Origin of the sequence: Halobacillus massiliensis (genome assembly GCF_900166625.1) — a bacterium.
Taxonomy (GTDB): Bacteria; Bacillota; Bacilli; order Bacillales; family Halobacillaceae; genus Halobacillus_A; species Halobacillus_A massiliensis.
On the sequence record NZ_LT800499.1, the window covers coordinates 454,601 to 480,075 of the forward strand.

A 25,475-nucleotide genomic window follows, 5' to 3' on the forward strand; every position below is an offset into this window, starting at 1 on the left:
ATATATATTTATTAAAAGGGGGTCAACGATCATTAATGGACAGCGGCTTCCACATTCACGAGTCCGTTACCGTAATCAAATGAATCGCCAAGGGGAGTAGCCGTTTCATTCAAGCGGTCGCGAACATCCTGATTGCTTAAACTGTCGTCATCTGCCAGTACGAGTGCAGCGGCACCAGCTACATGTGGTGCAGCCATAGAAGTACCGTTAAATGAAGCATAATCATTTTCAGGTACAGAACTTAAAATATCCACACCAGGAGCCATAACTTCAAGTTCATTTCCTCGGCTTGAAAAAGAAGCGACCTGATTGGAACTATCGACAGCACCTACAGCCATAGCTGTCTCATACTTAGCAGGATAGCCGATTGTATTAAAAGGACCAAATTTTCCAGAGTTTCCGGCAGCGGCTACAACTAGAACACCGTTATGGTAGGCATTATCGACGGCTTCTTTAAGTGCAGCAGAACCTACAGATCCTCCAAGGCTCATATTAATGACATCCATGTCATTAGCAATTGCCCATTCGATCCCTGCGGCAATTTCACTATAGGCGCCGCTTCCTTCACCATTGAGAACTTTTACTGCATATAAGTCCACATCCGGAGCAACTCCGAGCACACCGACGTTGTTATCGACAGCGGCAATCGTACCTGCCACATGGGTTCCGTGCCCATTTAGATCATCAAATGGATCAGGTTCAGAGCTGACAAAACTGGCACCGCCAGCGACATTTAAGTCTTCGTGGCCGGATTCAATGCCTGAATCAAGAACAGCAACTTTGACACCGTTCCCCGTATTCCCTGTGTTCTGAACAACATCAGCATTTATTTGCGAAATACCTGGCGGGGAGGTTTGAGCTAATGCTTTTGCTTTATGGTCTTTTTCCACATATTCAACATTTGGATTGTTTTTTAAAGCTTTAACAGCCTGCTCAGGCAGGTTAGCTTTTACAACATTCATATACTTATACTGATGATCGACGTCTCCTCCAAGACTTTGGACAGATGCAGTAACGGCATCACCTTTAAACTTGATTAAATAGTCCGAACGGCTTTCTTTTGAATCAGCACTTACCATTCCACCAAAGGCTGCAGTTAACGCTAGTGTCAGTATAAAAATTAAACTAATCCACTTCCACTGTCTCTTCATCCACTTCCTCCTTTTCGATCACATCAACTACCCGGGTAAATGTTGTATGTAATTCTGAATTGTCACAATTATATGATAACATGGATGTGGAGGGGTTGTTATTGGGAAATGAGGGAGGGGAGAAGGAGTCTAAAAGGCTCAAATTATCTGTAGTTGCACAAGTTTTCATTAAAAAAGCTCTTCTCAACCAAAGAGAAGAGCTTACAGCCTAATGGGTATACCACTCATATAACTTCTTAGGTCTTCCGATTTTCTGATGGCGGATGACTTGTTTTACTTTTCCTTCTTCAAGTAAATGCATCAAATAGCGATACACGGTAGGATAAGCAAGACCGACACTTGAGGAAATCTCATCTACTGATTTAGGAGTATCATTTTCCATTAAACAGGAGGCGACAGAGTCAAGGGTTTCTTTACTGATGCCTTTTGCTGTATACACGTCTTCTTCAACTGCCAGACGTTTTCTCATATTCACAATTTGTATGTGAAGATGAATTCTTGAGATTAAATCCAGAGGTTTTATCGGCTTTAATGAAAAATCAGTAGCCCCTTCCTGCCTGAACTGAGCCGCCACATCTTCACGGTCATCCTCTGTTAATACAAGGATGGGGACTTGTTGGTTTTCGAGCCGAACTCTTTTCACGAACTCCAATCCATCCATAATGGGCATATGATAATCGACAATCATAATATCGTAATGATTTTTATTAAATAAATAGAGCCCTTCACGACCATCGGAGGCTGTATCTGCATACAGTCCGTCTTTCTCGCATAAGCTCTTCATTAAATCACGCATGGATGGTTCATCATCCACGATCAGGAGCTTCATCCTTTAACACCCTTTCTCTTACAGTCAACCAAAGCCGTATGAATTTACTCTAATATTATAATGTAAAAAAACTGTTGGCAATGGATTTAAGAGAAATGTTGCAGATTCGCATGGCTTTTCTACTCACTTTATTTATAAAGAAGAAAAATCACCCGTGGGCCGAACAGTCACAAGGGTGATTGATAATGAATTCTATATTGTGAAACCGATTTTTCCAAAATTTTTCGTGTCTCTTAAATAGGAAAAAGCCTCTTTATATTCGGAGATATTAAACATTCTATCGACTTCGGGTCTAATATTATGTTTTTCAATGAATTGGATCATTTCTTTGAATTCTTCTACACTTCCCATTGTAGAGCCGAGGAGATTGTACTGCCCATAGAAAAACTTACGAATATCGATCGTAACCTCATCTTCAGTAGTAGCTCCAAATGTGACAATCGTGCCGCCTTTACGGATAATTTCCAATGATTTATTAAAAGTTGCCTGACCAATGCTTTCCACGAGCAAATCAACAGACTCATCTTTAAGTTCTTCTTTCCAATCAGATTGTGTTAATACGGCTGCATCTGCCCCGAGCTTTTTAGCATTCTCTAACTTTTCTTCGCTTCGGGAAGTAACGATAACGCGGGCACCGGCTGCTTTTGCAAACTTAAGGGCAAATGTCAGGACACCACTTCCGATTCCCGGAAGCATCACCGTATCGCCTTCTTTTACTTTCCCTCTTGTGAACATAACACGATAGGCCGTAAGTGCAGCAAGAGGAAGAACGCCGGCTTCTTCCCATGTTAAATGCTTCGGTTTATGTTCAACATTTTCTGCGGGAACGGTAATGTATTCGGCAAAAGTACCGTGATCAGGCAAACCGAGGATTTCAAAGCCTTCAGGAGGAGCATCGCTGTTTTTCTTCCAGCCAAGTCCAGGATTAATGATAACTTCATCTCCAAGTGCCATATACCTTACGCCTTTACCGACAGAATCTATAACACCGGCACCGTCTGAGCCAAGAATGAGAGGAGGCTGGTCGGTTTTATGGCGGCTTGTGACTGCAATATCACGGCGGTTTAAGCCTGCGGTTTTTAATTTCACCCGCACCATATTATCCTCTATATCAGGCTGATTAAAATCTTTGAGGGACAGCCCCTCAAGGCCTTCTGTTTTTTCATGAACGATTGCTTTCATTACGTCGTTTCCTCCTTGATTATAGATTGAAGATAGTCTGCAAATTTAGACAGTTTGTCCATGTCAGATACATCCTCTTCGAATAAAGGAACTCGAATAGTACGTTGTTTCTTAAATGTTTGGTCAATTTCATCGAGGTAATTTCTTTCCTGTCTTCGCCTTTTAGCAAGAAACTCGCCATCTGCGTAATCCGGAAGCACCTTATTAACAATCAGTGTTTTAATGTGAAGGTGGTGTTGGTCAAGCTGCCGGATGGCTTGTCTTGTTTCTAAAATAGGTAAGCGTTCAGGAATTAACACGAAGATAAAACCGGTCTGTTTGGAATCTAAAATTATTTCGCGTACAGCTGCAAACTTCTCTTTCCGTTTTTGCAGGATTTCATAAATGGGATCATCAACAGGCTCGCCATCATTAAGAAGCTGTGTATAATTATCATTAATTTTCTTTCTCTTTTCCAGCATGCCATCAATCCAGACACTCATTAATTCAGGAAGTGTCAGCAGACGGATAGTATGGCCGGTAGGAGCTGTATCAAATACTATCTTATCAAATTCATCCGCCTCTTCTAAAATAATTGAGATCAGCCGGTCAAAAAGAGCTGCTTCATCGGCTCCCGGAGAAGCACTGGCCATATCGATCTGCCTGTGAACTTCTTCCACCATACGGGATTTAACGAGACCCTCTAAATTCTCTTTTACTCCTTGAATATATCGCTTGGATTCCCGGTTTGGATTAACTTCAATGCCCCAAAGATTAGGCTCAAGAGGTGTTTTGTCATGCTTGATTTTTTTATGAAAGATATCTCCTAAGTTATGGGCAGGATCTGTAGATACAATCAGTGTCCTGCTGCCGCTTCGGGCCAGTGCCAGGGCCAGCGCAGCAGAAGACGTTGATTTCCCAACACCGCCTTTCCCGCCGATAAAAAGGATTTTGTTTTGCAATAGTTCATTCATCTGAATTCGCCTTCCTTTTTAACAGCATCTTATACCATCGAGTGGGGACTTTTCCATGCCCATCCGCAGATGCCAATCGTGAAATTTTTCAATGATATAAGGATATAGCTCTAGCGTGTAATAAAAAGCCGGATTAGGGATCCCAAGCATATCGGAATAAATGAGTAGAAGAAAAAGATCATCTTCATCTCTCAGTTCCCTGGCGACTTCGTTTTTATGGGGGAGGCTCAATATTTCATCATACAATTCAAAAATTCGTTTCAATGATAGTTTTTTAGGCATTCCCTCACAACCTTACATTATCATTTGTTTAATCAGTGTATCATAATCGTCAGATAATTCTTCTTCGATATACACTCCATTGACAAACACAGCATTGTATTTCACGCGAAGAAACAAATTCTTTATCGCTGCCAGTGGGGTTATATTTTTCTTCTTCACATGAGTGTAAAAGTAATGATAAACCGCTAGCAGGTTCCTCGGATCGAGGAAGGTGACTTTTACTGGGTTGTTGTAGTGATCATTCAATTTTCGATAAAGCCTTCCTAAACGTTGTCGGTCATCCTCATGGTGGGCAAATTCATCCTTCATTTCAACGAGGCCGTCACTGCAGATGCCGCCACAGCAGCCTAATCCAATTTCCTTTTCCGCTCGGATAATCATAACCTCGACCATTGCCATCACCTTTCTTATCTATAGTTATAAATCTATTTCGTCGTAAGGATTTCAACCTGTTCCGTTTGCCTGGCTACGGAGAATCGGTCCTGGGGAAAGACTCGCTTTCCATGGGCGAACGGTGAGCTTCCTCAGGCTAAAGCCTTCCGGGATCTCACCCTGTTCTATCCTCCCATAGGAGTCTCGCCGTTTCCCCAGGCCCTTTATGTTTTTTTGGAGTAACGGAATATTGGGTCAGAAAAATCTTTTCCAGAAGAACGTTTAGTGAAAATACAGTGTTTCGTTTTTCACTATTAAAGTTAAAGAGGCTGGGAAATGGCGAGACTCCTGCAGGGAGATAGAGCCAGGATGAGATCCGCGAGTGCAACGATCTAGCTCATCGGCTCCCCGCGGAAAGCGAGTCGTTTCCCAGCCTCGTTTCTCCAAGCGAGATAAACGGAACCTCCTTTTTCCCTCTCTTAAAGACAAAACAAGAGAAACCAGCTCAATCATCATTGAGAAGCAATAAGGGAAGGACAGACAAAAGGAAAGCCGCACATTTAGGCGCGGCTTTCTTTGGTTTTAAGCACTTTTCTCAATTTTATTCTGATTACTATTAATAATAGAAGACACAGCAACCACAAGAATCCACAGGGCAAATACTAGTATAATAGAGCCGAAAGTGAACAGCAGCCAGTCACTTTGAGCGGCCCATGGTGCCCATTGGGTTAATACTTGGATTCCCATAGCGTATAAAGTCATAAACATTAAGAAAGCCATCGGAATTATCGTCGGCCAATAGGCTCTGCCCTGGCGCTTCAGCCAGATGGAAATGAGCAGCAGGCTGATCCCTGCAAGCAGCTGGTTGGATGTTCCAAACAGCGGCCACAGCAGGTAACCGCCTGAACCGAAACCGTTAGGTCCCTGAGGGATTAGCGTCAGCGCCGCACTTGAGACAACAGCTGTAGTTGTTGCCACATGAGTTTTAGTAAGCGGCTTGATTTTATATTCCATCCCCAGCTCGGAAATAATATAGCGCATTAAACGAACAGAAGAATCTAATGTTGTTGCAGCAAAGCTTACTACGATTACTGAAATAATGGTAGCTGCTACAGAAGCCGGAATTCCAAGTCCTGCAGCCAATCCGCTGGCCCCTTGGATAAATACCCCTAAGCCGGCACCGTTTGCTGCTGTGAATCCACTGTAAGTGGCTGTAAACTCAGCAGTAGAAGGAAAGAAAGTAATTACGGCAATAATCGCAATTAAGGCTAAAGCCCCTTCACCAATAGCTCCTAAATATCCCACAAAGCGGGCATCTGTTTCTTTATCCAACTGCTTGGAAGATGTTCCTGAAGATACAAGACCGTGGAATCCGGAAATCGCACCACAGGCAATTGTGATAAAGAGAAGTGGAAACCAGGAAGTATCCGCATTCGAATTAGTAACAGGTGCTGTAATATCAGGGTTTGTAAAAAGCAGCCCCAAATATAACAATCCTAAACCAACGACAAGCTGGTGTGAGTTAATATAATCACGCGGCTGCAGCAGTTTCCAGACGGGCAGAGTAGAAGCAATATATACATACACCATTAACACGATGATCCAAAGGAAGAAAGCTGTAGATGTGGCATCAAGTCCAAATATTCCAGCAGCTCCTTCTCCTCCAAAGTAACGGACGAGGTCGATTTGCAGCACGGGAAAGTAACTGGCAATAATAGCCGTTCCATACATAATCGCAAGTGCTACTAATGAAGGAAGCAGCATACCGCCACTTTTCTTATACACGCGGTATCCAATCCAGATCGCCAGAGGAATCTGGATAAATACAGAAAGTACGCTTGCAGGGAAAGAGATGAATAAGTTGGCGATAACCCAGGCAAACACTGCGTTTACCATTAATACGAGCAGAAGAATGATAAATAAAAACAGTATTTTAGCTCTCTGGCCAATCAGCTTGTTAGCTAATGTTCCAACTGATTGTCCTTTGTTACGTACAGACAATACCAATGTACCAAAGTCGTGAACCCCCGCTGCAAAGACGGTACCGAGAAGTACCCATAATATTGCAGGCAGCCAGCCCCAGTAAACAGCGATGGCAGGACCTACGATGGGTGCGGCCCCAGCCACTGAAGTAAAATGGTGTCCCCACAATACAAACTTATTTGTCGGAACGAAGTCTACTCCATCTTTATACTTGTGAGCAGGCGTCGTATAGTTAGGATCCAGACGATAAATCTTTTCTGCAATAAATTTGGAATAATACTTATAACCCAGAATAAAGACAATACCTCCGGCTACTGCAAGCCAGATCGCACTCATATTAACCCCTCCTTAAATGTCAATGTAAGCTAATCTGTTGTATGCGCTTACACATGTAGTTTTATTATACTACGGTAATTTTATAATTTTCAATTTATTTGACGAAATAATCAAAAAACTGCTGCATTAAGTTCCATGTTTCGTCATTATTGACATTAATAAGAAGAAATGGACCGGTGAAAAATAAGAAAAAGATCGTTATAATAAAGGCTGACGACATGAGAAAAGCGAAGGTGTTGCAGCAGATGATTCTATTAATCGATAATTATGATTCATTTACCTATAATTTATTTCAATATTTTAAGCAGATGACTGAGGAGGTAGCGGTTGTTCGCAACACTGACATCACGATTGAAGAAGTGGAAAAAATGGCTCCATCGATCATCGTCTTGTCACCTGGGCCGGGAACGCCGGTAGAAACTGGGATTTGCCGCGAAGTCCTTGAGCATTTTCATAAACATATTCCTATCTTAGGTGTGTGTCTTGGACACCAGCTGATCGTTGAATTCTTTGGCGGGAAAATCGAAAACTGCCGTCAGCCGATGCACGGAAAAGTAGTGGAAATCACCCACGATAACCGTTCGGCCTTCAAAGGTTTGCCAGGGAAGGTTAAAGTGACACGTTATCACTCCTTACAGGCTTCAAGGTCTGGTCTGCCTTTATGTCTAGAGGTAAGTGCCGCTTGTGAAGAAGATGAAGCGATTATGGGGGTAAGGCATATTCATTATCCTGTTGAAGGTATTCAGTTTCATCCGGAGTCTATCATGACTGAATATGGATTTGAGATCCTTCAAAATTTTTATCAAAGAGCTATGTCCTGCCAGCTGGAGGTCACCCTATGAATCTGCCGAAGCTACAATTTGATTTTGAAAATTTCAAAGGTGATAAAGAGAGAATCGAATTCGCAGAACCTGTTTGTGTCATTATTGCTCGTTCTATAAATGAAGTAGAGACGTCTTTTAAAAAAGCAGAAAAGTACCTCCAGGAAGGTTATTATGTTGCAGGATACGTTTCCTATGAAGCAGCACCAGCTTTCGATGAGGCATATAAAGTCCATGAATCTCCCTGCTGGCCTCTTGTTTGGTTTGGAGTATTTAATAAGCCTGAAGAGCAAGGGAAGACAAAGACGTCGGCTGAATATAAAGTCTCTGACTGGACGCTTGAAGATAATTTTGAAAGTTATCAAGAGGGAATTCAGCAAATAAAAGCTGCTATTGAAGCAGGGGATACGTACCAGGTGAATTATACAACTAGGCTTTCCGCAGACTTTTCAGGAGATGCCTTTTCTTTTTATCGTCAGCTTGCGGCTAATCAGAAATCCGGTTATGGGGCTTATTTAGATTTGGGAGATGGCCGGAAAATACTGTCTGCCTCACCTGAGCTTTTTTTTAGACGGTCCGGAAATACTTTGAAAACAAAACCAATGAAAGGGACGGCTAAGAGAGGACGCACTCTTGAAGAAGATGAAAAGCTGAAATCATTCTTAAGGCAGTCAGAGAAGGAACAAGCCGAAAATTTAATGATAGTAGATCTGCTGCGAAACGATTTAGGAAGAGTAGCAGTACCGGGGTCTGTTCACGTAAGCCGTCTGTTTAAGGTAGAAACATATCCAACGGTTCATCAGATGACGTCTACAGTAGAAGCAAAAGTGGAAAAAGATCTAACATTGTGGGAGATTTTTTCTGCTTTATTCCCATGCGGTTCGATAACGGGGGCTCCTAAAATTCGAACGATGGAGTATATCGCGGGTCTGGAACAGTCTCCAAGGGAAGTTTACTGTGGAGCAATCGGATATATAACACCTGAGAAAGAGGCAGTATTTAATGTGCCGATCCGGACGGTAATGCTGGATGGCAGCAAGGCTGTATTTGGAACGGGAGGAGGTATTACCTGGGATTCCACACCATACGGAGAATATGAAGAACTGCAGATGAAAGCCCGTCTGCTGAGTGAAAGACGCCCTGATTTTCAGCTGTTGGAGTCCATGAGGCTTGAAAACGGCGCAATCTCACTGCTTCCTTATCACATAAAACGGCTTAAAGAGACAGCGCAGTACTTTAATTATACTCTTGATGAAAGAGAGTTACGAAAGACGATTGACCAATTGAGTCAAGACTATAAGAACGGAGCCTATAAGGTAAGGCTGCTCGTCAGTGAAAATGGACGGATAGCTACGGAAGCTGCCGAAATTACAGAAGATTTAACGGAAGCTGAGGCTTTTTTAGCTGATTCTCCTGTCGATCCATCCAATCCATTTCTTTATCATAAAACCACTTACAGAGACGTATATAACACCCGAAAAAAAGGACGGAACGGACTTGTGTTATTATGGAATGAAGATGAGGAACTGACTGAATTCACGATAGGCAACCTCGTCGTTAAAGCTAACGAAAGATTTTTAACACCTCCTGTAAAATCTGGGTTATTAAGAGGAACATGTCGGGAAAGCTTATTAAACCAAGGAATTATAGAAGAACAGATTATTTTCAAAAAGGACCTCTGTTCCTTGGACGAAATTTGGATGGTCAATGGGGTCAGGGGATGGGTACGAATACACCTCGTATAAGGAGGCATTCTTTGAAGTACATCGTATTTTACGACGCACAGTGTCCATTTTGCTATTATTTGAAAAAAGTTCTCAGGAGATTCGATTGGCGGAGAATTATTAAATGGGTGTCCATACAGGAAGTGGAAAAAAACAGGAATTACCCTTATCTAGCAGGGAAGAGTTTGTCGGAAGAAATTCATATGTTAACTAGACAAGGAAAAGTCAGATCGGGTTTCGATGCGATTCGCGTTCTCCTGATTCAGCTTCCTCCTGTGTCTTTTCTTGGATTAATTAGCTACCTTCCACCTTTAAGCATGATAGGGCCCGCTTTTTACCGATGGTTTTCTTCACACCGTTATGAGTGGTTCGGCCGCTATCAGACACCTAGGTATAAGTAACCTCACTTCTTCCATTTACAAAAATATGAAAAAAAATTATTATGTAAATATAATACATCTTAGGAGCGAGGTATTTATTGGTATGAAAGATGAATTGAAATATATTGGTGATAAAGTTATTGAACACCGCTCTATGCTCGCTGAGCAGCTGATCGAACTGGAAGGAGAGAGCTACAAACAAAGGCTGATGCTTGAAGGAGTGACAAGGGATAAGGTGCTTTCCTTCAGAGAAGAAATTTTTCTTTATCTTGCTGAAGCGTTAACAGAGGATTATCAGCTTGTAGAACAAAAAGTCATAGAATGGGCCAGAAAAGCTGGAGAATTCTCAGTGGAAAGCGGCATCCCGCTTAGTGAAGCGATCTCTGTAGTAGGTCATTATCGTAATGCTGTCTGGAGTACTTTTGATAAGGAGCTTGATGGTAAGAAGTTTCATGCCATTACGATACTTGATGTGAACAAGTTTATTAATCCTTTAATTGATAAGATTATTATGCGGTTAAGTCAGATTTATATGGATCATCATAATCAAAAAATGATAAGCGCGCAGGAAAGACTGAGAGAAGTTTCAGTGCCGGTCGTTCCAATAGCTGATGGAGTCGCTGTTCTGCCAGTAGTGGGAGAAATTGATCCAGACAGAGCCCAGCTCATTATGGAAACCTCTTTAGAACAAAGTACAAAGCATCAGCTTGAGTATTTAATTATTGATATTTCAGGTGTGCCTATTATTGATAAATCTGTTATATATTCTTTGTTTCAAGTAACACATTCCCTTCAGCTTGTAGGAGTAGAAACGACATTAACCGGTATACGGGCGGAAATTGCTCGTTCTATCGTTGAGCAAGGGATGGAATTTCGGGAAGTCAAAACACGAGCCAACCTCAAACAGGCATTGGCAGAAATTGGTGCAGTTCATTAAAAAGAAGCACAGGGGAAACTGTGCTTCTTTTGTATTATTCAGGGTCAGCTACCTTGACGAGCTGTTTCCCGATATTTTCACCTGTAAATAGTCCGAAGAACGCGTCTGGAACATTTTCAAACCCTTCTCGGATGTTCTCTTTATAAGTGATTTTTCCATCGTTCACCCATTCAGATAAATGGCTGAATCCTTCCTTGAAGCGCTCCTGGTAGTCGCCTACGATAAATCCTTTAATAAGAGCGCTGGCTTTAATGAGATGCATTTGAATGCGAGGGCCTTGATCGCCTGGTTTATTGTAGGAGGAAATCGCTCCACACTGGGCGATTCGGGCAAATTTATTTAGAATTGGATAAACCGCATCAGATATGGAACCGCCTACGTTGTCAAAGTAAATGTCCACACCATCTGGACAAGCTGTTTCCAGAGCTTCTGAAACATTTTCTTCTTTATAGTTTATAACAGCATCTGCACCGAGTTCTTCTTTCAGATACTTGGTTTTCTCCTCTGTACCAGCAATTCCTACGACGCGGCAGCCATAAATTTTTCCAATTTGGACAACTGTAGATCCTACAGCTCCAGCGGCTCCGGAAACGACTAACGTTTCTCCTTCTTTAGGAGCTCCTATGTCTGTCAGTCCAAAATAAGCTGTTAATCCTGGCATACCGAGGACTCCGAGGGATGCCGTTACAGGACCAAGGGATGGATCAATTTTCCTCACCTGTCCGGCTTTAATCGTCTGCTGTTCCTTCCATTCCAGTGCGCCTGTAACAATATCACCTTTTTCCAGGTCGGAAGAATTTGATTCAACCACCTGTGCAATGGCACCACCTGCAATCGGTTCATTAAGCTGAAATGGATCCACATAGGATTTGGAATCATTCATACGCCCTCGCATATAAGGATCCACGGAAATATACAGCATCTGAACAAGCGCTTCTTCTTCAGAAGGTGATGGCTGTTCTGTTTCTACTATTTTTAAATGTTCATGGGTCGGGGTTGTTTCCGGCCGTTTCACTAAATGAATTTCTTTGTTCATACATCTATCACTCCTTAAAGTGTGGATGAGTTCTATTCTATCTTGGATCACGGGTGTTTTTAAAATAATCAGCTTACAAAAAATTTATTAAGAGAGGTGAGGGTTGATGAAAGTTGTGTACGGGGATAATTTTATCGCAGTGGAAGAGGCCGACCATTTAACCGATGTTGAGCTGTTTAAAGTTCTAGATCAATTAGAAAGTGAAGAGGTGAGGAACATATCACTGATGCTGAGTCCTCACCGCAGCCGCTCCGTAGTGAACAAGCTGTCTGATAGAAACTATTACTATACCGATACTACAATCTATTTTTATCATTCATTAGAAAAACTGCGTGTTAGGGAGAAACATAATATAGAATGGGTAAGGCTTGAGGAGAGAGATTTCAAGATGGTTTGGGTGCAGGCGATGCAGGGTTCATTAAATCACACAGGTCCTATAAATATCGATGAACAAATGGGCAGTGTGAAGAAAGAATTAGGGAGGACCTACAGGGATTCCTGTTTAGTCGTTAATGTTAATGGTCAAATAGCAGGAGCATGTATGCCGCATATAGAACCTGGAACAACAGAGGAAGGACGTCTTTTTTACTTTGGGCTGCTTCCTGAGTTTAGAGGGAGAGGGCTGGCTGGAGAAATTCATTTGGCTGCTCTTAAGAAATTGTTGGAAGATTTCTCTGCCTCTTATTATATTGGAGCAACAAGTATGCATAATATCCCAATGTTGAAGGTTTTCGAGCGAAATGGCTGTCGTGAAATTAGGAAAAAAGAAGTGTATAAGAAAAAGAGATGGTAAGCCCCTGCAATGAATCTCTCAATCTTTATAGCCATATAGTCAGTATTTTGATAAGGTGGATGTAACTTACATAATTTCAGCTCTGTTCCACATATTTAAAAATCTCTAAAAAGGTTGGAGAGAACTTATGACTTTTAAACAATTAGCCATAACGGCTGCTCAGGAGTATGAGAAGAATCCAAAAGTAGAAGCTGTCTATATTGCAGGCTCTGTCTCCAGAGGATGGGCGGATGAATACTCAGATATTGAATTAAATATTTTATGGGCAGAAGCACCTGACAAAGATGATCGTTTATCTGTAATAAATGAAGTAAAAGGTGAAATTATAGAGTTTCATGATTATGAGGAAGAAGAATGGTCGGAAACTTATAGAATAGAAGGGATAAAATTAGAAATCAGCAGTTTCCTTACTGAAACTGTGGTGAAGAGTATTCAAAGAGTTACAAAAGAATTTAATACAAATATAAAGGATCAATGTATTACCGCCTCCATTCATTATGGTCTGCCTCTCTATGGGGAAGAGCTGCTCGATGGTTTAAAAGCAAAAGTGCTCATCTATCCTGAAGAACTGAGTGACGTCATGTGCGAAGAATATTCAGAGCTGGGAAACCGCTGGAATAACAGCCGGGCGCTTCTGGAACGGGAAGACTGGCTGATGTTTTATACGGTGCTGTCTTCTGTGCAGTCAAACTTGATGGGGATTTTATTTGGACTAAACTTTATGTATGTTCATCATCCTGAATATAAGTGGCAAAAGCAGTCCCTTGAGGCTATGAACATTAAGCCGGAGAACGCTGAAGAAAGAATGGATCGTGTTTTTTTGGATAGTCCTTCTGTGGGGCTTCAAGAGATGGAATCCCTTGTAGATGACGTCTTGAAGCTGGTAAAAGAAAGAGAGTAGTACATAAAAAAGGAAGCCTGCATCAGGCTTCCTTTTTCTTAAATCTCTGCAGCTTTCAATTCTTTATATTCTTCATCCGTAAAAGCTCTTGATCGAGACAAGAACCTTTTTCCTTCTACACCTTCTAAGGAGAACATTCCTCCACGGCCTTCCACTACATCAATAATTAATTGTGTATGCTTCCAGTAATCATACTGCTGTTTATTGATATAAAAAGGAACTCCGCCAATTTCTCCAAGAAATACATCCTGACTGCCAATTAATAAATCACCCTCCTGATAGCACATCGGCGAACTTCCATCACAGCAGCCCCCTGATTGGTGAAACATAAGGGAACCATGCTTTTCTTTGAGCGTATCAATAAGCTTGAGGGCTTCTTCTGTAGCCGTTACTCTTTCTACCATGGCGGGTAAGTCACCTCCATTAAAAGTAAGACATAAAAGCTTTTAGGCGTTCCAGCTGCCGTATGAGATCTCATGCTGCTAAAAAGGGTTTGTCATCTAATTTGCAAACATGATCGCTGGCCACTGACTTTCAATTTTAATAGAATCCAAGCTTTTTCGGGCTGTAGCTGACGAGAAGGTTTTTCGTCTGCTGATAATGGCCGAGCATCATTTTATGGTTTTCGCGGCCGACGCCGGACATTTTATAGCCTCCGAAGGCAGCGTGTGCTGGATAGGAGTGGTAACAGTTTGTCCATACACGACCGGCTTGAATACCGCGTCCAAAGCGATAGGCTGTATTTATGTCACGAGTCCAGATTCCTGCTCCCAGACCGTATAATGTATCGTTGGCAATGGACATGGCTTCTTCTTTATCTTTAAACGTAGTGACAGAGAGGACCGGTCCGAAAATTTCCTCCTGGAAGATTCTCATTTCGTTATTTCCTTTAAACATCGTAGGCTGAACATAGTAACCTTCTGAAAAATCGCCATCCATTTGGTTGCGTTCGCCTCCGGCAAGAACTTCAGCGCCTTCTTCTTTACCGATATTTAAATAAGATAGAATTTTATCTAGCTGCTCTGAGGAAGCCTGTGCTCCCATCATTACTTCAGGATCAAGCGGGTTGCCAGTCTTAATCGCTTTAACACGTTCAACAGCTCTCTCCATAAATTTGTCGTAAATGGATTCCTGAATAAGAGCCCGGGAAGGACATGTACAGACTTCCCCCTGATTAAGGGCAAACATAACCATGCCTTCAATCGCTTTATCTAAGAAATCATCGTCTTTATCCATAATATCCTCAAAAAAGATGTTAGGAGATTTGCCGCCAAGTTCTAATGTAACAGGTATGATATTTTGAGAAGCATACTGCATAATCATGCGTCCGGTTGTTGTTTCACCGGTAAACGCTACTTTATTGATGCGAGGGTTTTGAGCAAGCGGCTTTCCAGCTTCTAAACCAAAGCCGTTCACAACATTCAAAACACCAGCCGGCAGTAAATCTTCAATTAATTCTAGTAAGTACATAAGCGAGGCAGGAGTCTGTTCCGCAGGTTTGAGAACAATGGCATTTCCTGCTGCCAGGGCAGGAGCAATTTTCCAAACAGCCATTAAAATAGGGAAGTTCCAAGGAATGATCTGACCGACCACACCGAGCGGTTCTTTAAAATGGTAAGCAACCGTATCGTTATCAATTTCGCCAATTGTTCCTTCTTCCGCACGTATCACCGAAGCAAAATAGCGGAAGTGATCGATAGCCAGAGGAATATCTGCATTCAGTGTTTCCCTGACGGCTTTTCCGTTCTCCCATGTCTCTGCTACCGCCAGCTGCTCCAGATTTTCTTCCATACGATCCGCAATTCGGTTTAAAACGAGGGAACGTTCGGTAACAGACGTTTTCCCCCATTCATCTTTCACTTTATGTGCCGCATCCAGGGCAAGCTCAATGTCTTCTTCAGTTGAACGGGCAACCTGGCAGAAATTTTTCCCTGTTACGGGTGAAACATTATCAAAATATTGACCCTTTACTGGTGGTGTCCACTTACCGCCAATGAAATTATCATAGCGGTCTTTGAAATGTACAATTGATCCTTCCGTATTGGGAAATGCATAAACCATCGATTAATTCCTCCTGTTTCAACGTTTTAGTGCAAACGCTTACAATAAGCGTCAAAATGTTCCCATGCACTTGTTTTGAAATTATCACTGTCCCTGAATTTTGTCAATTATTAGATAACTTTCCTCTCGAAATCAAAATGGTTAGTTTTTCTCCTGCATAGAATAAGAGAATTTTGTTATAATGAATCTATTAAATCAAGGAACGAAAAGGAGAAAAGATAGATGACTACAACCAATCGAATCCTGCTCGTTGATGGAATGGCCCTTCTTTTCAGGGCGTTTTATGCTACAGCTATGAGCAATTATTATATGATAAATAGTAAAGGAATTCCTACAAATGGCGTATACGGAATGGTAAAGCATTTATTTACGGCAATCGATACGTATCAGCCGACACATGTAGTATGCTGCTGGGATATGGGGAGCAAAACGTTTAGAAATGATATGTTCCCGGATTATAAAGCAAATCGGGGCGCTCCTCCTGAAGAACTCATTCCTCAATTTGATCTCGCAAAAGAAGTGATCGAATCTCTCGATATCCCGAATATAGGGCAGGTAGGGTATGAAGCAGATGACTGCATGGGAACACTGAGCCGTGAATACAGCGAGCATTCCCAAGTATTCATTTTAACAGGTGATCAGGATATGCTTCAGCTCCTTCAGCCGAATGTATCTGTACTTCTGCTGAAAAAAGGATATGGAAATTATGCTGAGTATAGAGAGGATTCTTTTTATGAAGAAAAAGGAATCACCCCCCAGCAGATGGTAGACTTAAAAGCGTTAATGGGCGACAGCAGTGACAACTATCCCGGGGTAAAAGGAATCGGGGAGAAAACCGCACTAAAACTGTTGATTCAGCATAAAACGATTGAAGGCATCCTGGAGAATATGGATCAGCTTACAAAAGGGCAGAGGACAAAGATTGAGCAGGATCTTGAAATGCTTCACCTCTCAAGAAAGCTGGCACGCATAAATTGTGAAGCAGATGTTAACTGTTCACTTGAAGATGCTCTGTTCTTTATTAATGAGACGCGTATGGCAAATAAATTTGATGATTTGGAATTTCGTAACTGGAAGAAGAATTTAGTAGGAATGTAATAGGAAGGTCAGTCCATTTACTGGACTGACCTTTTCTTTTTGGAACGGAGGTTCTTTTTCTGTAAGGATATATAATGATTGGCTTCCATAAAAAACGTCGCGGCTTTCTTGTAATGACGTTTTCTGTAATAAATATCACCGAGCAGTTCCAGATGCTCTTTGTAATCCTCGAATTCATCAAGACGGAGAAAATCAGGCAGGATTTCTTTCTCAAGTTTTTCAATGAAAGATTCTTCGTCGGTCTTTTTCAGTATGATCTGTTTTAGAACAAATAGTTTATGTTCAAATTTTAAACTGTTTGTATTGACCGCTTCTTCTTCTCCAAGAGATATGTAGTTCCACATAGAGGTTTCTCCAAAATTACCCCAAAAGGACGTTTTGGCAAGCAGAAAATAATTAGCAGCTTTCTCTGTTTGATTCAGCTCTAATGACTTATGGAGGAAATCATGAGCTTTTTCATATTTCTCCTGATGATAATAAATGAAGCCCATATGATGATAAATCTTTCCACGTTCGGAAAGGCTCAGCTGGTTTTTTGGAACACGGAGAAGCTGTAAAAAAATGCGTTCAGCCGCAGATTGAACATCCAGAGAGCTATAATTCCTGCCCAGCAGCATATAACATTGAGTTACTTTTGGAGAGTTAAACGAATTCTGAAACCCTTCGAGGGCAATTTCCGCATAGTAATTAGACTCTACATACATATGAAGATGAGTATAAGTAAGAGCGAGATGGAAGTATAGCTCATGGTCACTAAGCGAAAACTGTTCTAAAAGATCTTCAGCTGAGTGTAAATGGGTTATAGCTTGTTTGTAATCGGCAGTTATAAAATAGTGGATCCCTACCGTTTTGAAATATAAAAAACGGTATTCATAGGAAGATTGAGAGTAATTTCCGTGGAGTTGATTTAAAACATCCTCTGGGAGAGGCTGTTTTTGAGTAGTAAGGATGTAGCGAGAGTGAATCACCTTATAAAGGCCCACAAGCTCAAAATTTTGATTCGCTTGAAGCTCTGCCTGGCATTTTATATAAAGATATTCCGCATTCTCTAAATCCTTTAGCTTAATCGCTTCATGCCACTGCATCAGCTGGTCATAGATCCGTTTATCAAATTTCTCACTAAAGGTATCCAATTTGATATTGAGCTTATCACTCAGCAGTCGGTAAATTTCATCACTTGCTCTAAAATTATTACGTTCAATTTTACTGAGATAGGATGGGGAACAGATGCCTTTCGATAACTGTTCCAATGTTAATTTTTTGTATTTTCGGTGCTGTTTAATTAATTGACCTTTCATTAAAAACCACCTCTTCTTCATAAATATTATATTTATTATACCAAAAGAACTATTTGAAAAGTGAATAAATTAGGTAATTTATCATAATTTTTGTTTTCTTTGTAAGTATTTAGTTAGGTTTATGGTATTAGAAAGCTGTAAGTGGCGGGGGAGAGGGTGAACTGTCGAAAGAGCAGGGAGAAGAGTCGAAAGGGAGCGGAGAACCGCCGAAAGCGAGGAGAAGAGTTGAAAGGGAGCGGAGAACCGCCGAAAGCGAGGAGAAGAGCTGAAAGGGAGCGCAGAAGCGTCGAAAGAGCAGGAAGGGACGTCGAAAGGAAGACGGCATACATAAAAAGGCTGTCGGGATTTTTTCCCCGACAGCCTGTTCAACCAGTACAAAATAAGTGACTGGTTTTATAAATTTTTCAATGCTTCTTCAATTTGAGTATCGCCGGAAATCAGCTCGAATGTTTTGTGATACGCGTTCGGTTCCTGCAGTGAAGAGATAATCGTTTTCGCTACATCGGCACGAGGGATTTCGCCTTTTTCCACTTTATCGCCGACCTTCACTTTGCTAGTGCCTTCTTCATTGGTAAGGCCGCCTGGACGAACGATCGTGTAATCAAGCTCTGTACTTCTTAAATATTCATCAGCCTCACCTTTCAATTCAAGGTAAAGTTTAAAGTTTCCTTCAGCTTCGTCTGCCTCGTCAACGTTCATAGCACTAAGCATGATGAATTTCTTAATTCCGAAGTTTTCTGTTGCTTTAATGAGGTTAATCGCTCCGTCACGGTCTACGGCTTCTGTTTGATCAGGGCCAGTGGAGGAACCGGAGCCTGCTGCAAAAATGACGGCGTCCATTCCTTTGACTGCATGGCCGACATCGCTTTTTAAGTCTGCCAGTACAGGAATACCACCAAGCTGTTCAATATTGCTTTTCTGTTCTTCTTTTCGAACCATTCCATAAGGCTCGTGTCCTTCTTCTTTTAATAATTGAATAAGTAGACTACCAGTTTTTCCGTTTGCTCCTGCTACAAGTACTTTCATTTATAAATACATCCCTTTCTTTTTATGCGTCTTCTAAATGTTTAGCCTGTTGGCGTATTCTCTAAACATCCGAAGATGCTGGGAAGCAAAGTTCCTGATAGTTGCACATCGAACAAATTTTGGGATTGGACTGCATAGGGAAGGATTCAAGTGACTTCGGCGCATTTTTTTCAGGTTCAGCCAGCAGAGACTGCATATGCTCAATGCTGATATTATAAAGCCGCTGGACATTCATTACATCATGTTCTGTTAATGTGTGCTCGACTGATTTACCGTCAAGGAGATATTCATTTCGGATGATAATATCTTCTAAAGAAGAAATATTGTATTTCTGTTTCAAATATAAAGCATAGAGAGCCAGCTGGCTGCGGTCTTCTTCAGATGATTTTCCTGTTTTCCAGTCAACGATAATCCAGCGGTTATTTTGCAGGTCTTGATATACTAAATCCATCACAATAAAAATTTTGATCCCGTTGACCTTCATATAACGAAATTTCTCCGACTCGAGAAAACGCATATCCTTCTTGTTTAACACGTCAGCAAAAGAAGTGCTGGCGAAAAAGTTTTTCACCGTTGTTTGCAGTCGATCGGTAATCTTCTGGATTTTCCCGGGCGGAAGTGTATTGGTCTGACTGTAGTAAATCTCATGAAGCATTGTATAATGCTTGGGCCGATGCTGCCACAGGTGCTCTTTTTTCGTAGATTCAATGAATCCGCGGTTTAAATGGTGCCGAATCTCATCGACGACGCGTTCCTCACTAGGAATCTCTTTATTTTGCAAAACTCGCTGGATAATCTGATAGATTAAATCGTGAAGTACACTTCCAAAGTGCATTTCCAAGTTTGTGATTTTCTTTAAGCGATAGGTCTGGCGTGCAAGTGTATCTGCATCTGACAGCCAGCCGTTATGAGAAATGTAGTAATCATAAGCATACTTTCTCAGGCATGTCAGCATTGTCTTATGCCTTGACAATGACCATGACAGTTCAGGATAATCTCTGACTTCAAACATATAGAACACCTTCTTTATTCTTTCGCTTGGTATGTGTCTAAATCGACTTTTCGATTGATGACTGTGATGCCTTCCATTTCAAGGGCCAGCTGTTGTTCAAAAGCAGCCTCTTCATCCTTAATAGCAATTTCTCCTTTTGCATTAATGACACGGTGCCACGGAAGGTTATGTTTCCGGCTCATCGAATGGAGTATACGGACGACCTGTCTTGCGGCTCTGGGACTTCCTGCTTTAACAGCCACCTGGCTATAGGTCATGACCCGTCCCTCAGGAATGGAGCGGATGACAGCCAGAGCATTTTCTGTAAAAGGCTTCATAAAAAAACAGCTCCCTTTTGCAGTGCTTTCGTAGATTTAATATAGCAAAATCTGGTACACTTTTTTTAAACCTATAAAAGGACGGAGGTCTATGTATGAGTATACCACGCGTGTTAACGATCGCTGGATCCGCAGCTCAAGGAAGCGCGGGTATCCAGGCAGACCTTAAAACTTTTCAGGAGCTTGATGTGTATGGAATGAGTGCGGTTACGGCTCTTGTTGCCAATAACTCTATAACTGATAGGGGGATTTTTACACAGCCTCTTGAAGCAGTGGAAGCACAAATTCATGCCTCCTTTGAACATGTCGGACCGGATGTTTTGAAAACAGGGATGCTTTTTACGAAAGATATTATTCAGACAGTAAGCGGACTGATTCGAGATTATAAAATAAAACAGGTCGTCGTTGATCCGGTTATGATTGGAAAAATGGGCTCACAGCTTCTTAAGGATGAAGCGATTACAACACTTATCGAACAGCTGCTGCCATCTGCTTTAGTAATTACACCTAACCTAATGGAAGCTGGTCGTTTATTAAATGCACCGGTGCCTCAATCTCCCGACGAAATGAAATGGGCCGCCCGTGAGCTTCATAAGCTTGGAGCTGATTATGTTCTCGTTAAAGGAGGTTCTCTTGAAGACTATCCGGCTGTCGATATTTTATTTGATGGTGAGCAGATGATTGAGCTTGAATCCAAACGGGTGAACACCATCCATACGAGCGGTGCTGGATGTACGTATTCAGCTGCTATCACAGCGGAACTGGCCAAAGGGAAATCTGTGGAAGAAGCTGTCCGTAAAGCAAAAGAGTTTGTAACCGCTGCTATTGAAGTGGCCCTTTCCTTTGACAGGGGGATTGGTTCTACAAATCATGCAGCCTTTCGGAAAAGATAAGGTGAACACGATGTGCCATTTGTTTTTAGCTGGCGGAGGTCCGCCTATGCCAGGATGTCTTGCTGAAAGATATTTATCACTTACAGGTGAAGGTTCTATTGTTGTTCTTTACATTGAGAGGGAAACAATGGGGATTTCTGAATACCAGGACATTTATACAAATGTTTTTTTGGACTTAGACAGCTCGGTTTCTTTTACGTTTATTCCCTTGAAAGAGAGTTTTGATGAGGGGGAGCTTGACCTCATTCAAAAAGCAGGCGGCGTCATAATCGGCGGGGGAGACACCACACAATATCAAAAGAATGTTGTTGAGACAGAGCTGTATTCGATCATTAAGAGTCTCTATGCGAAGGGTGTACCTGTGGCAGGGTTCTCAGCGGGAGCCTTAATTATGCCGGAGCTCTGCGTGATTTCTGCTAAAGACAACGAACAACATAAAGTTATCTATAAAAAGGGGCTTGGCTTGTTAAAAGACTGTATCATCGCTGTACATTTGCTGAGATGGAACGATGAACAGCATTTGATTAAGTCTGTCAAATCGGCTGAAGTACAGCTGGGCTACGGGATTGATGATTCTTCTGGAATTTATTTAGAAAATGGACAACTTATTGAAAGTGAAGGGTATGTATGCTTGCATTATGGTAAAAAAGGTAAATAAGGAATGAAACATATGGCGAAAAAGAGACCATTTAATGAGCTTGACAGGAAAACAAGAACCATTGTCATTTTAAGCCTTTTTGCGGTCATTTTATTAGCATCTCTTATGATATTCTTTACATTTTTACTGTTCATGACCGGTATTTTCCAATTAACGGACGTTACTTACGAAACGAGACGTGCGTTAGTATGGTTCGCAATGCTGTTGATTTTAGTCGGTTTTCTTCTGGGAGCTCTCGGAAAGTTTATAAGTATTCTGCTTTACGCGATGAAGCTTCCCCGAAATGTCTACTTTCATGTCAAATTGACAATTTCTTTCTTCTTAGCCTGGGCGGCTGTTTATATTGTTAATCAAATTATCACTAGTGTCACGATGCACTATTGGTCACAGTGGGTATTTGCTGGTGTACTGATAGCAGCAGACTATGCTATTGACGGAAGAAAACTGAAAAGAGAAAAACTCGCTTAGAAGCCCTAAGCGAGTTTTTTATAATTGACCGGAAATTCTGTCGTATTTATCGATTTGTTTTTGACGCTGTGCATCCCAGCGGTTCTCCGGGTGTTCTTTGCACTCTGTTGTACATGCTGCATGGTGCTCGATTTCGCAATCCTTACAGCAGACGTATTGACGATTACATACAGGGTTGCTGCAATTAATCATGCGATCTTCGTGTGTGCCGCAGTGTTCGCATTTAGCGACTACTTTTTCTTCGACCTGGTTAATTGGAACAGAGATCCGCTCATCGAATACATACATTTTTCCATCAAACAGCTGCCCTTTCACTTCAGGGTCTTTGCCGTAACTCGTAATTCCGCCTTCGAGCTGGTATACATCTTCGACTCCATTTTTCATAAGGATGCCTGTCAGCTTTTCGCAGCGGATCCCGCCTGTACAGTAGGTAAGAACCTTCTTATCTTTCCACTTATCGGCATTCTCAGCGATCCACTCAGGGAATTCGCGGGAATGGTTAACGTCAGGCTTAATGGCGTTGCGGAAGTGTCCGATACGATATTCATATTCATTTCGACCGTCGATCACAATTGTATCTTCGTCCTGAAGCATTTCATAAAACTCTTTCGGCTTCAAATGCTTACCGCCGAAGGATTTAGGGTCGATGTCGTCTTCTTCAATGCTCCAGTTAACAAGTTCCGGTTTTACCCGGCAGTGCATTTTCTTAAAGGCATGTCCTTCATGTTCATCGATTTTAAAGTGCATATCAGCAAACCTGTCATCTGAACGTACATAATCCATATATTGCTCGACTTGTTCCACTGTACCAGAAACTGTACCGTTAATGCCTTCTGGAGATACGATGATACGGCCGCGTAGACCAAGATCTTTACAGTGTTTTAAGTGATTATCACAGTATTCTTCATAGTCAGGCATATCAACATATTTGTAGTACAACAGAACTCGGTAATCTTTTGAGCTCATGATGATTCCTCCTATATGTGTATAACATTAAGTTAAATTTCATAAATTCCCATAGTCCATAATATTCGATTTTGTAAAGAATAGCAAATGCCAATCATTTGTAAATTGTTTACAAATAAAAAACGCCCAAAGCGGGCGGTTTATTTATTGTACAGATGCTCCCAGGGCAGATTCAAAGTGCCCTAACGCCCACTCGTGTCCCGCCTGATTAAAGCTGGCGACGGCCTCTTTATGAACAACAATTTTGTAGCCGAGGTTATAAGCATCCATGGCTGTATGAAGCACGCAAATGTCCGTGCAGACGCCAACAAGGTGAAGTTCATTAATGCCGCGCTCGCGGAGTTTAACATCTAAGTCCGTGCCGCAAAAAGCACTGTATCTCGTTTTATCCATCCACATTACATGGTCTTTCGCTTTATTATCTTCGTAGACATTTTTCACACTTCCAAACAAGTCACGGCCTTTAGTTCCGCGAATGTTGTGGGGAGGGAAAAGCTTAGCCTCCGGGTGATAGGGATCTTCTTTCTCATGAACATCCACAGCGAAAACGACCAGGCCGCTCTCCAGAAAATTCTTTGCCAGTTGTGTAATAGTGTTCTCAATGCGCTGTCCAGGATCCCCGCACGTTAATGCTCCGTCATCTGCCACAAAATCCACGGTATAATCGATTATAATTAATGCTTTCTCCATATAAAAAGCCCCCTGCCCAGTGTATATACACTTATATTAACACAAAGCGGTTTGAATTAGACAGATGAGGTTTGCCGGCTTACAGCAGGTGACCTTTTTTGTAAAGTGAATAATAATACAGCACCGCAGAGGATTAACAGGCCGCTCGTAATAAAGAATACGGCTGAAAAACCGTACAAACCGGAAACCATTCCACCCATTGCCGGGCCGATAATATTTCCGAGGAACCGCAAGCTTGTGTTATAGCCAAGGACTTCACCCTGCATAGCAATAGGCGCTTTTTGACGAATATAAGCCGTGCGGACAGGGATAATGCCTCCGATAGATACTCCGAGTAAAAACCTCAAAATCACGAGCTGCCAAATGTTTGTAACAAAGGCGGCCGGAAAATAAACAAGCCCTGCCATAAACAGCAGGATCACGAGTATTTTAGTATAACCAATTCGATCTCCGATAGCTCCCCAGCGCCTTGCCATCAAAAGGTTTCCAAGGCCTGCTGCAGAAAAAGCAATACCAGAGAAAAGGGCCAGATTCGCAGGGCCGTGAAGGTCTTCTACATATAAAGAAAGGATAGGCTGAATGCTGAAATGTGCGACTTGAATAAATAAAGAAAGAACCATAACAACAAGCAGCACAGGCTGTCTTACAATGTGAGAGACTACCTCTTTAGATGTATAACTTGATTTCTCACTCTGATCCTCTGATTCCATACGCTGTTCATGAATTCCGAAAAGAACTATAAAAGCAGAGAGAAATACAAAAATAGATACAAATTGGAAAGTCGTGCTATAGCCGATAGAGTCAGCAATGACACCGCCAATCATTGGACCGAGCAAAGTCCCTGTAATGCTCCCAGTCTGCAGAGTTCCAAGTACCTGTCCGGCTACCTTTTTAGGCGTCTGTGTGGAGATTAAAGCCTGTGACATAGGAATGAATCCTGTAAAGATTCCCATGAATAACCTTAAAAGAAATAACTGCCATACGGATGTAACGAATCCCATTAACAAGACAGATAGTGCTAACCCTGCTGCAGAAATAATCAGTATATTTTTTCTTCCGTACTTATCACCAATTTTCCCCCAAATAGGCGAAAATAGAAAAGCGGTCACGAAGGTTATCCCAAACACCCATCCTGACCATGTCTGTACATAAGAACTTGAAAAGTTACCAAGCTCATCAATATATAAAGATAAGAAAGGAAGAACCATAGTGATGCTTCCTGCAACAAAGAAGTTAGCAAACCACATAATTGCTACATTTCTTTTTGTCTGATCTTCCGGAATAACCGTATAAATCCCTTCTTCCATA

The 25,475-nt window shown here is 41.7% G+C and carries 27 protein-coding genes; 10 read left to right on the top strand and 17 right to left on the bottom strand.

Going from position 1 to position 25,475, the window contains the following annotated elements; all coding sequences use genetic code 11:
• Positions 1-32 precede the first annotated feature (32 nt).
• From B7E06_RS02320 to B7E06_RS02350, 7 genes are all read right to left on the bottom strand, one after another.
• Complete coding sequence (locus tag B7E06_RS02320; RefSeq protein WP_082232465.1) at positions 33-1,151, bottom strand: S8 family peptidase; 1,119 nt, start codon at positions 1,149-1,151, stop codon at positions 33-35.
• 208 nt (positions 1,152-1,359) lie between these two features.
• Positions 1,360-1,980 carry a response regulator gene (locus B7E06_RS02325; RefSeq protein WP_082232467.1) on the bottom strand — a complete coding sequence of 207 codons (621 nt, stop codon included), beginning with the start codon at positions 1,978-1,980 and terminating at the stop codon, positions 1,360-1,362.
• Positions 1,981-2,172: 192 nt separating this feature from the next.
• Positions 2,173-3,162, bottom strand: a complete 990-nt coding sequence (locus tag B7E06_RS02330; RefSeq protein WP_082232477.1) for a zinc-binding dehydrogenase — start codon at positions 3,160-3,162, stop codon at positions 2,173-2,175.
• Positions 3,162-4,115 (bottom strand): ArsA family ATPase, encoded by a 954-nt coding sequence (locus B7E06_RS02335; protein WP_082232478.1) that lies wholly within the window; start codon positions 4,113-4,115, stop codon positions 3,162-3,164. The genes B7E06_RS02330 and B7E06_RS02335 overlap by 1 nt, the downstream gene beginning before the upstream one ends.
• Before the next feature lie 18 nt (positions 4,116-4,133).
• A complete protein-coding gene (locus B7E06_RS02340; RefSeq protein WP_082232479.1) occupies positions 4,134-4,397 on the bottom strand; it encodes a cory-CC-star protein in 264 nt (87 codons plus the stop codon).
• A 12-nt stretch (positions 4,398-4,409) separates the two neighbouring features.
• On the bottom strand, positions 4,410-4,790 hold the full coding sequence (locus B7E06_RS02345) for a hypothetical protein (protein ID WP_082232480.1): 381 nt from the start codon (positions 4,788-4,790) through the stop codon (positions 4,410-4,412).
• Positions 4,791-5,351: 561 nt separating this feature from the next.
• Positions 5,352-7,088, bottom strand: coding sequence for a carbon starvation CstA family protein (locus B7E06_RS02350; RefSeq protein WP_082232481.1), 1,737 nt, complete (start codon positions 7,086-7,088; stop codon positions 5,352-5,354).
• Between the two features lie 176 nt (positions 7,089-7,264).
• On the opposite strand from B7E06_RS02350, the gene B7E06_RS02355 reads away from it, so the two are divergent.
• The 4 genes from B7E06_RS02355 (at position 7,265) to B7E06_RS02370 (ending at position 10,950) form a co-directional block, all read left to right on the top strand.
• On the top strand, positions 7,265-7,930 hold the full coding sequence (locus tag B7E06_RS02355; RefSeq protein ID WP_342743614.1) for an anthranilate synthase component II: 666 nt from the start codon (positions 7,265-7,267) through the stop codon (positions 7,928-7,930).
• Positions 7,927-9,654, top strand: coding sequence for an aminodeoxychorismate synthase component I (gene pabB, locus B7E06_RS02360; protein ID WP_082232482.1), 1,728 nt, complete (start codon positions 7,927-7,929; stop codon positions 9,652-9,654). The genes B7E06_RS02355 and pabB overlap by 4 nt, the downstream gene beginning before the upstream one ends.
• A complete protein-coding gene (locus B7E06_RS02365; RefSeq protein ID WP_245807655.1) occupies positions 9,630-10,034 on the top strand; it encodes a thiol-disulfide oxidoreductase DCC family protein in 405 nt (134 codons plus the stop codon). Before pabB ends, B7E06_RS02365 begins: the two co-directional genes overlap by 25 nt.
• A gap of 82 nt (positions 10,035-10,116) precedes the next feature.
• Entirely contained in the window at positions 10,117-10,950 is an 834-nt protein-coding gene (locus B7E06_RS02370; RefSeq protein WP_179133923.1) for an STAS domain-containing protein, read from the top strand.
• Between the two features lie 34 nt (positions 10,951-10,984).
• Here B7E06_RS02370 and B7E06_RS02375 read toward each other — a convergent pair whose 3' ends face one another.
• Positions 10,985-11,986 carry an NADP-dependent oxidoreductase gene (locus B7E06_RS02375; RefSeq protein ID WP_082232485.1) on the bottom strand — a complete coding sequence of 334 codons (1,002 nt, stop codon included), beginning with the start codon at positions 11,984-11,986 and terminating at the stop codon, positions 10,985-10,987.
• A gap of 106 nt (positions 11,987-12,092) precedes the next feature.
• Here B7E06_RS02375 and B7E06_RS02380 point away from each other — a divergent pair, with 106 nt between their 5' ends.
• Positions 12,093-12,779: a GNAT family N-acetyltransferase gene (locus B7E06_RS02380; RefSeq protein ID WP_082232486.1), complete on the top strand. Its 687-nt coding sequence runs from the start codon at positions 12,093-12,095 to the stop codon at positions 12,777-12,779.
• 127 nt (positions 12,780-12,906) lie between these two features.
• Entirely contained in the window at positions 12,907-13,680 is a 774-nt protein-coding gene (locus B7E06_RS02385) for a DUF4037 domain-containing protein (protein WP_082232487.1), read from the top strand.
• A gap of 38 nt (positions 13,681-13,718) precedes the next feature.
• Here the strand turns inward: B7E06_RS02385 and B7E06_RS02390 are convergent, their stop codons facing one another.
• Positions 13,719-14,084 carry a DUF779 domain-containing protein gene (locus B7E06_RS02390; RefSeq protein ID WP_082232488.1) on the bottom strand — a complete coding sequence of 122 codons (366 nt, stop codon included), beginning with the start codon at positions 14,082-14,084 and terminating at the stop codon, positions 13,719-13,721.
• 136 nt (positions 14,085-14,220) lie between these two features.
• Positions 14,221-15,741, bottom strand: coding sequence for an acetaldehyde dehydrogenase ExaC (gene exaC / locus B7E06_RS02395; RefSeq protein ID WP_082232489.1), 1,521 nt, complete (start codon positions 15,739-15,741; stop codon positions 14,221-14,223).
• A 222-nt stretch (positions 15,742-15,963) separates the two neighbouring features.
• Between exaC and B7E06_RS02400 the strand changes: the two genes are divergently transcribed.
• Complete coding sequence (locus B7E06_RS02400) at positions 15,964-16,839, top strand: 5'-3' exonuclease (protein WP_082232490.1); 876 nt, start codon at positions 15,964-15,966, stop codon at positions 16,837-16,839.
• Positions 16,840-16,856: 17 nt separating this feature from the next.
• Here the strand turns inward: B7E06_RS02400 and B7E06_RS02405 are convergent, their stop codons facing one another.
• The 4 genes from B7E06_RS02405 to B7E06_RS02425 all read right to left on the bottom strand — a co-directional run bounded on the left by B7E06_RS02405 (position 16,857) and on the right by B7E06_RS02425 (position 20,492).
• Positions 16,857-18,137, bottom strand: a complete 1,281-nt coding sequence (locus tag B7E06_RS02405; RefSeq protein WP_179133924.1) for a helix-turn-helix domain-containing protein — start codon at positions 18,135-18,137, stop codon at positions 16,857-16,859.
• Positions 18,138-18,530: 393 nt separating this feature from the next.
• Complete coding sequence (locus B7E06_RS02415) at positions 18,531-19,163, bottom strand: SDR family oxidoreductase (protein WP_082232493.1); 633 nt, start codon at positions 19,161-19,163, stop codon at positions 18,531-18,533.
• A gap of 61 nt (positions 19,164-19,224) precedes the next feature.
• On the bottom strand, positions 19,225-20,175 hold the full coding sequence (locus B7E06_RS02420) for a PD-(D/E)XK nuclease family protein (protein WP_082232494.1): 951 nt from the start codon (positions 20,173-20,175) through the stop codon (positions 19,225-19,227).
• Between the two features lie 14 nt (positions 20,176-20,189).
• Complete coding sequence (locus tag B7E06_RS02425) at positions 20,190-20,492, bottom strand: MGMT family protein (protein WP_082232495.1); 303 nt, start codon at positions 20,490-20,492, stop codon at positions 20,190-20,192.
• A gap of 95 nt (positions 20,493-20,587) precedes the next feature.
• Between B7E06_RS02425 and thiD the strand changes: the two genes are divergently transcribed.
• From thiD to B7E06_RS02440, 3 genes are read left to right on the top strand one after another with little or no spacing between them, the layout of a single operon-like run.
• A complete protein-coding gene (gene thiD, locus B7E06_RS02430; RefSeq protein ID WP_082232496.1) occupies positions 20,588-21,385 on the top strand; it encodes a bifunctional hydroxymethylpyrimidine kinase/phosphomethylpyrimidine kinase in 798 nt (265 codons plus the stop codon).
• On the top strand, positions 21,348-22,043 hold the full coding sequence (locus B7E06_RS02435; protein ID WP_143414439.1) for a Type 1 glutamine amidotransferase-like domain-containing protein: 696 nt from the start codon (positions 21,348-21,350) through the stop codon (positions 22,041-22,043). The genes thiD and B7E06_RS02435 overlap by 38 nt, the downstream gene beginning before the upstream one ends.
• Before the next feature lie 12 nt (positions 22,044-22,055).
• Positions 22,056-22,511 carry a YrvL family regulatory protein gene (locus B7E06_RS02440; RefSeq protein ID WP_179133925.1) on the top strand — a complete coding sequence of 152 codons (456 nt, stop codon included), beginning with the start codon at positions 22,056-22,058 and terminating at the stop codon, positions 22,509-22,511.
• Between the two features lie 18 nt (positions 22,512-22,529).
• Here B7E06_RS02440 and trhO read toward each other — a convergent pair whose 3' ends face one another.
• From trhO to B7E06_RS02455, 3 genes are all read right to left on the bottom strand, one after another.
• Positions 22,530-23,477 carry an oxygen-dependent tRNA uridine(34) hydroxylase TrhO gene (gene trhO / locus B7E06_RS02445; RefSeq protein ID WP_082232499.1) on the bottom strand — a complete coding sequence of 316 codons (948 nt, stop codon included), beginning with the start codon at positions 23,475-23,477 and terminating at the stop codon, positions 22,530-22,532.
• Between the two features lie 144 nt (positions 23,478-23,621).
• Positions 23,622-24,167, bottom strand: a complete 546-nt coding sequence (locus B7E06_RS02450) for a cysteine hydrolase family protein (RefSeq protein WP_082232500.1) — start codon at positions 24,165-24,167, stop codon at positions 23,622-23,624.
• A gap of 56 nt (positions 24,168-24,223) precedes the next feature.
• Positions 24,224-25,474, bottom strand: a complete 1,251-nt coding sequence (locus tag B7E06_RS02455) for an MFS transporter (RefSeq protein ID WP_179133926.1) — start codon at positions 25,472-25,474, stop codon at positions 24,224-24,226.
• Position 25,475: the final 1 nt, after the last annotated feature.

Excerpts from the sequence above, each read along its gene's own strand:
- B7E06_RS02455 (WP_179133926.1), bottom strand. The coding sequence starts at position 25,474 with ATGGAAGAAGGGATTTATACGGTTATTCCGGAAGATCAGACAAAAAGA.
- exaC (WP_082232489.1), bottom strand. The coding sequence starts at position 15,741 with ATGGTTTATGCATTTCCCAATACGGAAGGATCAATTGTACATTTCAAA.
- B7E06_RS02425 (WP_082232495.1), bottom strand. The coding sequence starts at position 20,492 with ATGAAGCCTTTTACAGAAAATGCTCTGGCTGTCATCCGCTCCATTCCT.
- B7E06_RS02330 (WP_082232477.1), bottom strand. The coding sequence starts at position 3,162 with ATGAAAGCAATCGTTCATGAAAAAACAGAAGGCCTTGAGGGGCTGTCC.
- B7E06_RS02415 (WP_082232493.1), bottom strand. The coding sequence starts at position 19,163 with ATGAAAGTACTTGTAGCAGGAGCAAACGGAAAAACTGGTAGTCTACTT.
- B7E06_RS02325 (WP_082232467.1), bottom strand. The coding sequence starts at position 1,980 with ATGAAGCTCCTGATCGTGGATGATGAACCATCCATGCGTGATTTAATG.
- B7E06_RS02390 (WP_082232488.1), bottom strand. The coding sequence starts at position 14,084 with ATGGTAGAAAGAGTAACGGCTACAGAAGAAGCCCTCAAGCTTATTGAT.
- B7E06_RS02335 (WP_082232478.1), bottom strand. The coding sequence starts at position 4,115 with ATGAATGAACTATTGCAAAACAAAATCCTTTTTATCGGCGGGAAAGGC.
- B7E06_RS02420 (WP_082232494.1), bottom strand. The coding sequence starts at position 20,175 with ATGTTTGAAGTCAGAGATTATCCTGAACTGTCATGGTCATTGTCAAGG.
- B7E06_RS02350 (WP_082232481.1), bottom strand. The coding sequence starts at position 7,088 with ATGAGTGCGATCTGGCTTGCAGTAGCCGGAGGTATTGTCTTTATTCTG.
- B7E06_RS02400 (WP_082232490.1), top strand. The coding sequence starts at position 15,964 with ATGACTACAACCAATCGAATCCTGCTCGTTGATGGAATGGCCCTTCTT.
- B7E06_RS02380 (WP_082232486.1), top strand. The coding sequence starts at position 12,093 with ATGAAAGTTGTGTACGGGGATAATTTTATCGCAGTGGAAGAGGCCGAC.
- pabB (WP_082232482.1), top strand. The coding sequence starts at position 7,927 with ATGAATCTGCCGAAGCTACAATTTGATTTTGAAAATTTCAAAGGTGAT.
- trhO (WP_082232499.1), bottom strand. The coding sequence starts at position 23,477 with ATGAGCTCAAAAGATTACCGAGTTCTGTTGTACTACAAATATGTTGAT.
- B7E06_RS02405 (WP_179133924.1), bottom strand. The coding sequence starts at position 18,137 with ATGAAAGGTCAATTAATTAAACAGCACCGAAAATACAAAAAATTAACA.
- B7E06_RS02370 (WP_179133923.1), top strand. The coding sequence starts at position 10,117 with ATGAAAGATGAATTGAAATATATTGGTGATAAAGTTATTGAACACCGC.
- B7E06_RS02345 (WP_082232480.1), bottom strand. The coding sequence starts at position 4,790 with ATGGTCGAGGTTATGATTATCCGAGCGGAAAAGGAAATTGGATTAGGC.
- B7E06_RS02340 (WP_082232479.1), bottom strand. The coding sequence starts at position 4,397 with ATGCCTAAAAAACTATCATTGAAACGAATTTTTGAATTGTATGATGAA.
- B7E06_RS02320 (WP_082232465.1), bottom strand. The coding sequence starts at position 1,151 with ATGAAGAGACAGTGGAAGTGGATTAGTTTAATTTTTATACTGACACTA.
- B7E06_RS02450 (WP_082232500.1), bottom strand. The coding sequence starts at position 24,167 with ATGGAGAAAGCATTAATTATAATCGATTATACCGTGGATTTTGTGGCA.
- B7E06_RS02440 (WP_179133925.1), top strand. The coding sequence starts at position 22,056 with ATGGCGAAAAAGAGACCATTTAATGAGCTTGACAGGAAAACAAGAACC.
- B7E06_RS02365 (WP_245807655.1), top strand. The coding sequence starts at position 9,630 with ATGGGTACGAATACACCTCGTATAAGGAGGCATTCTTTGAAGTACATC.
- B7E06_RS02385 (WP_082232487.1), top strand. The coding sequence starts at position 12,907 with ATGACTTTTAAACAATTAGCCATAACGGCTGCTCAGGAGTATGAGAAG.
- B7E06_RS02375 (WP_082232485.1), bottom strand. The coding sequence starts at position 11,986 with ATGAACAAAGAAATTCATTTAGTGAAACGGCCGGAAACAACCCCGACC.
- thiD (WP_082232496.1), top strand. The coding sequence starts at position 20,588 with ATGAGTATACCACGCGTGTTAACGATCGCTGGATCCGCAGCTCAAGGA.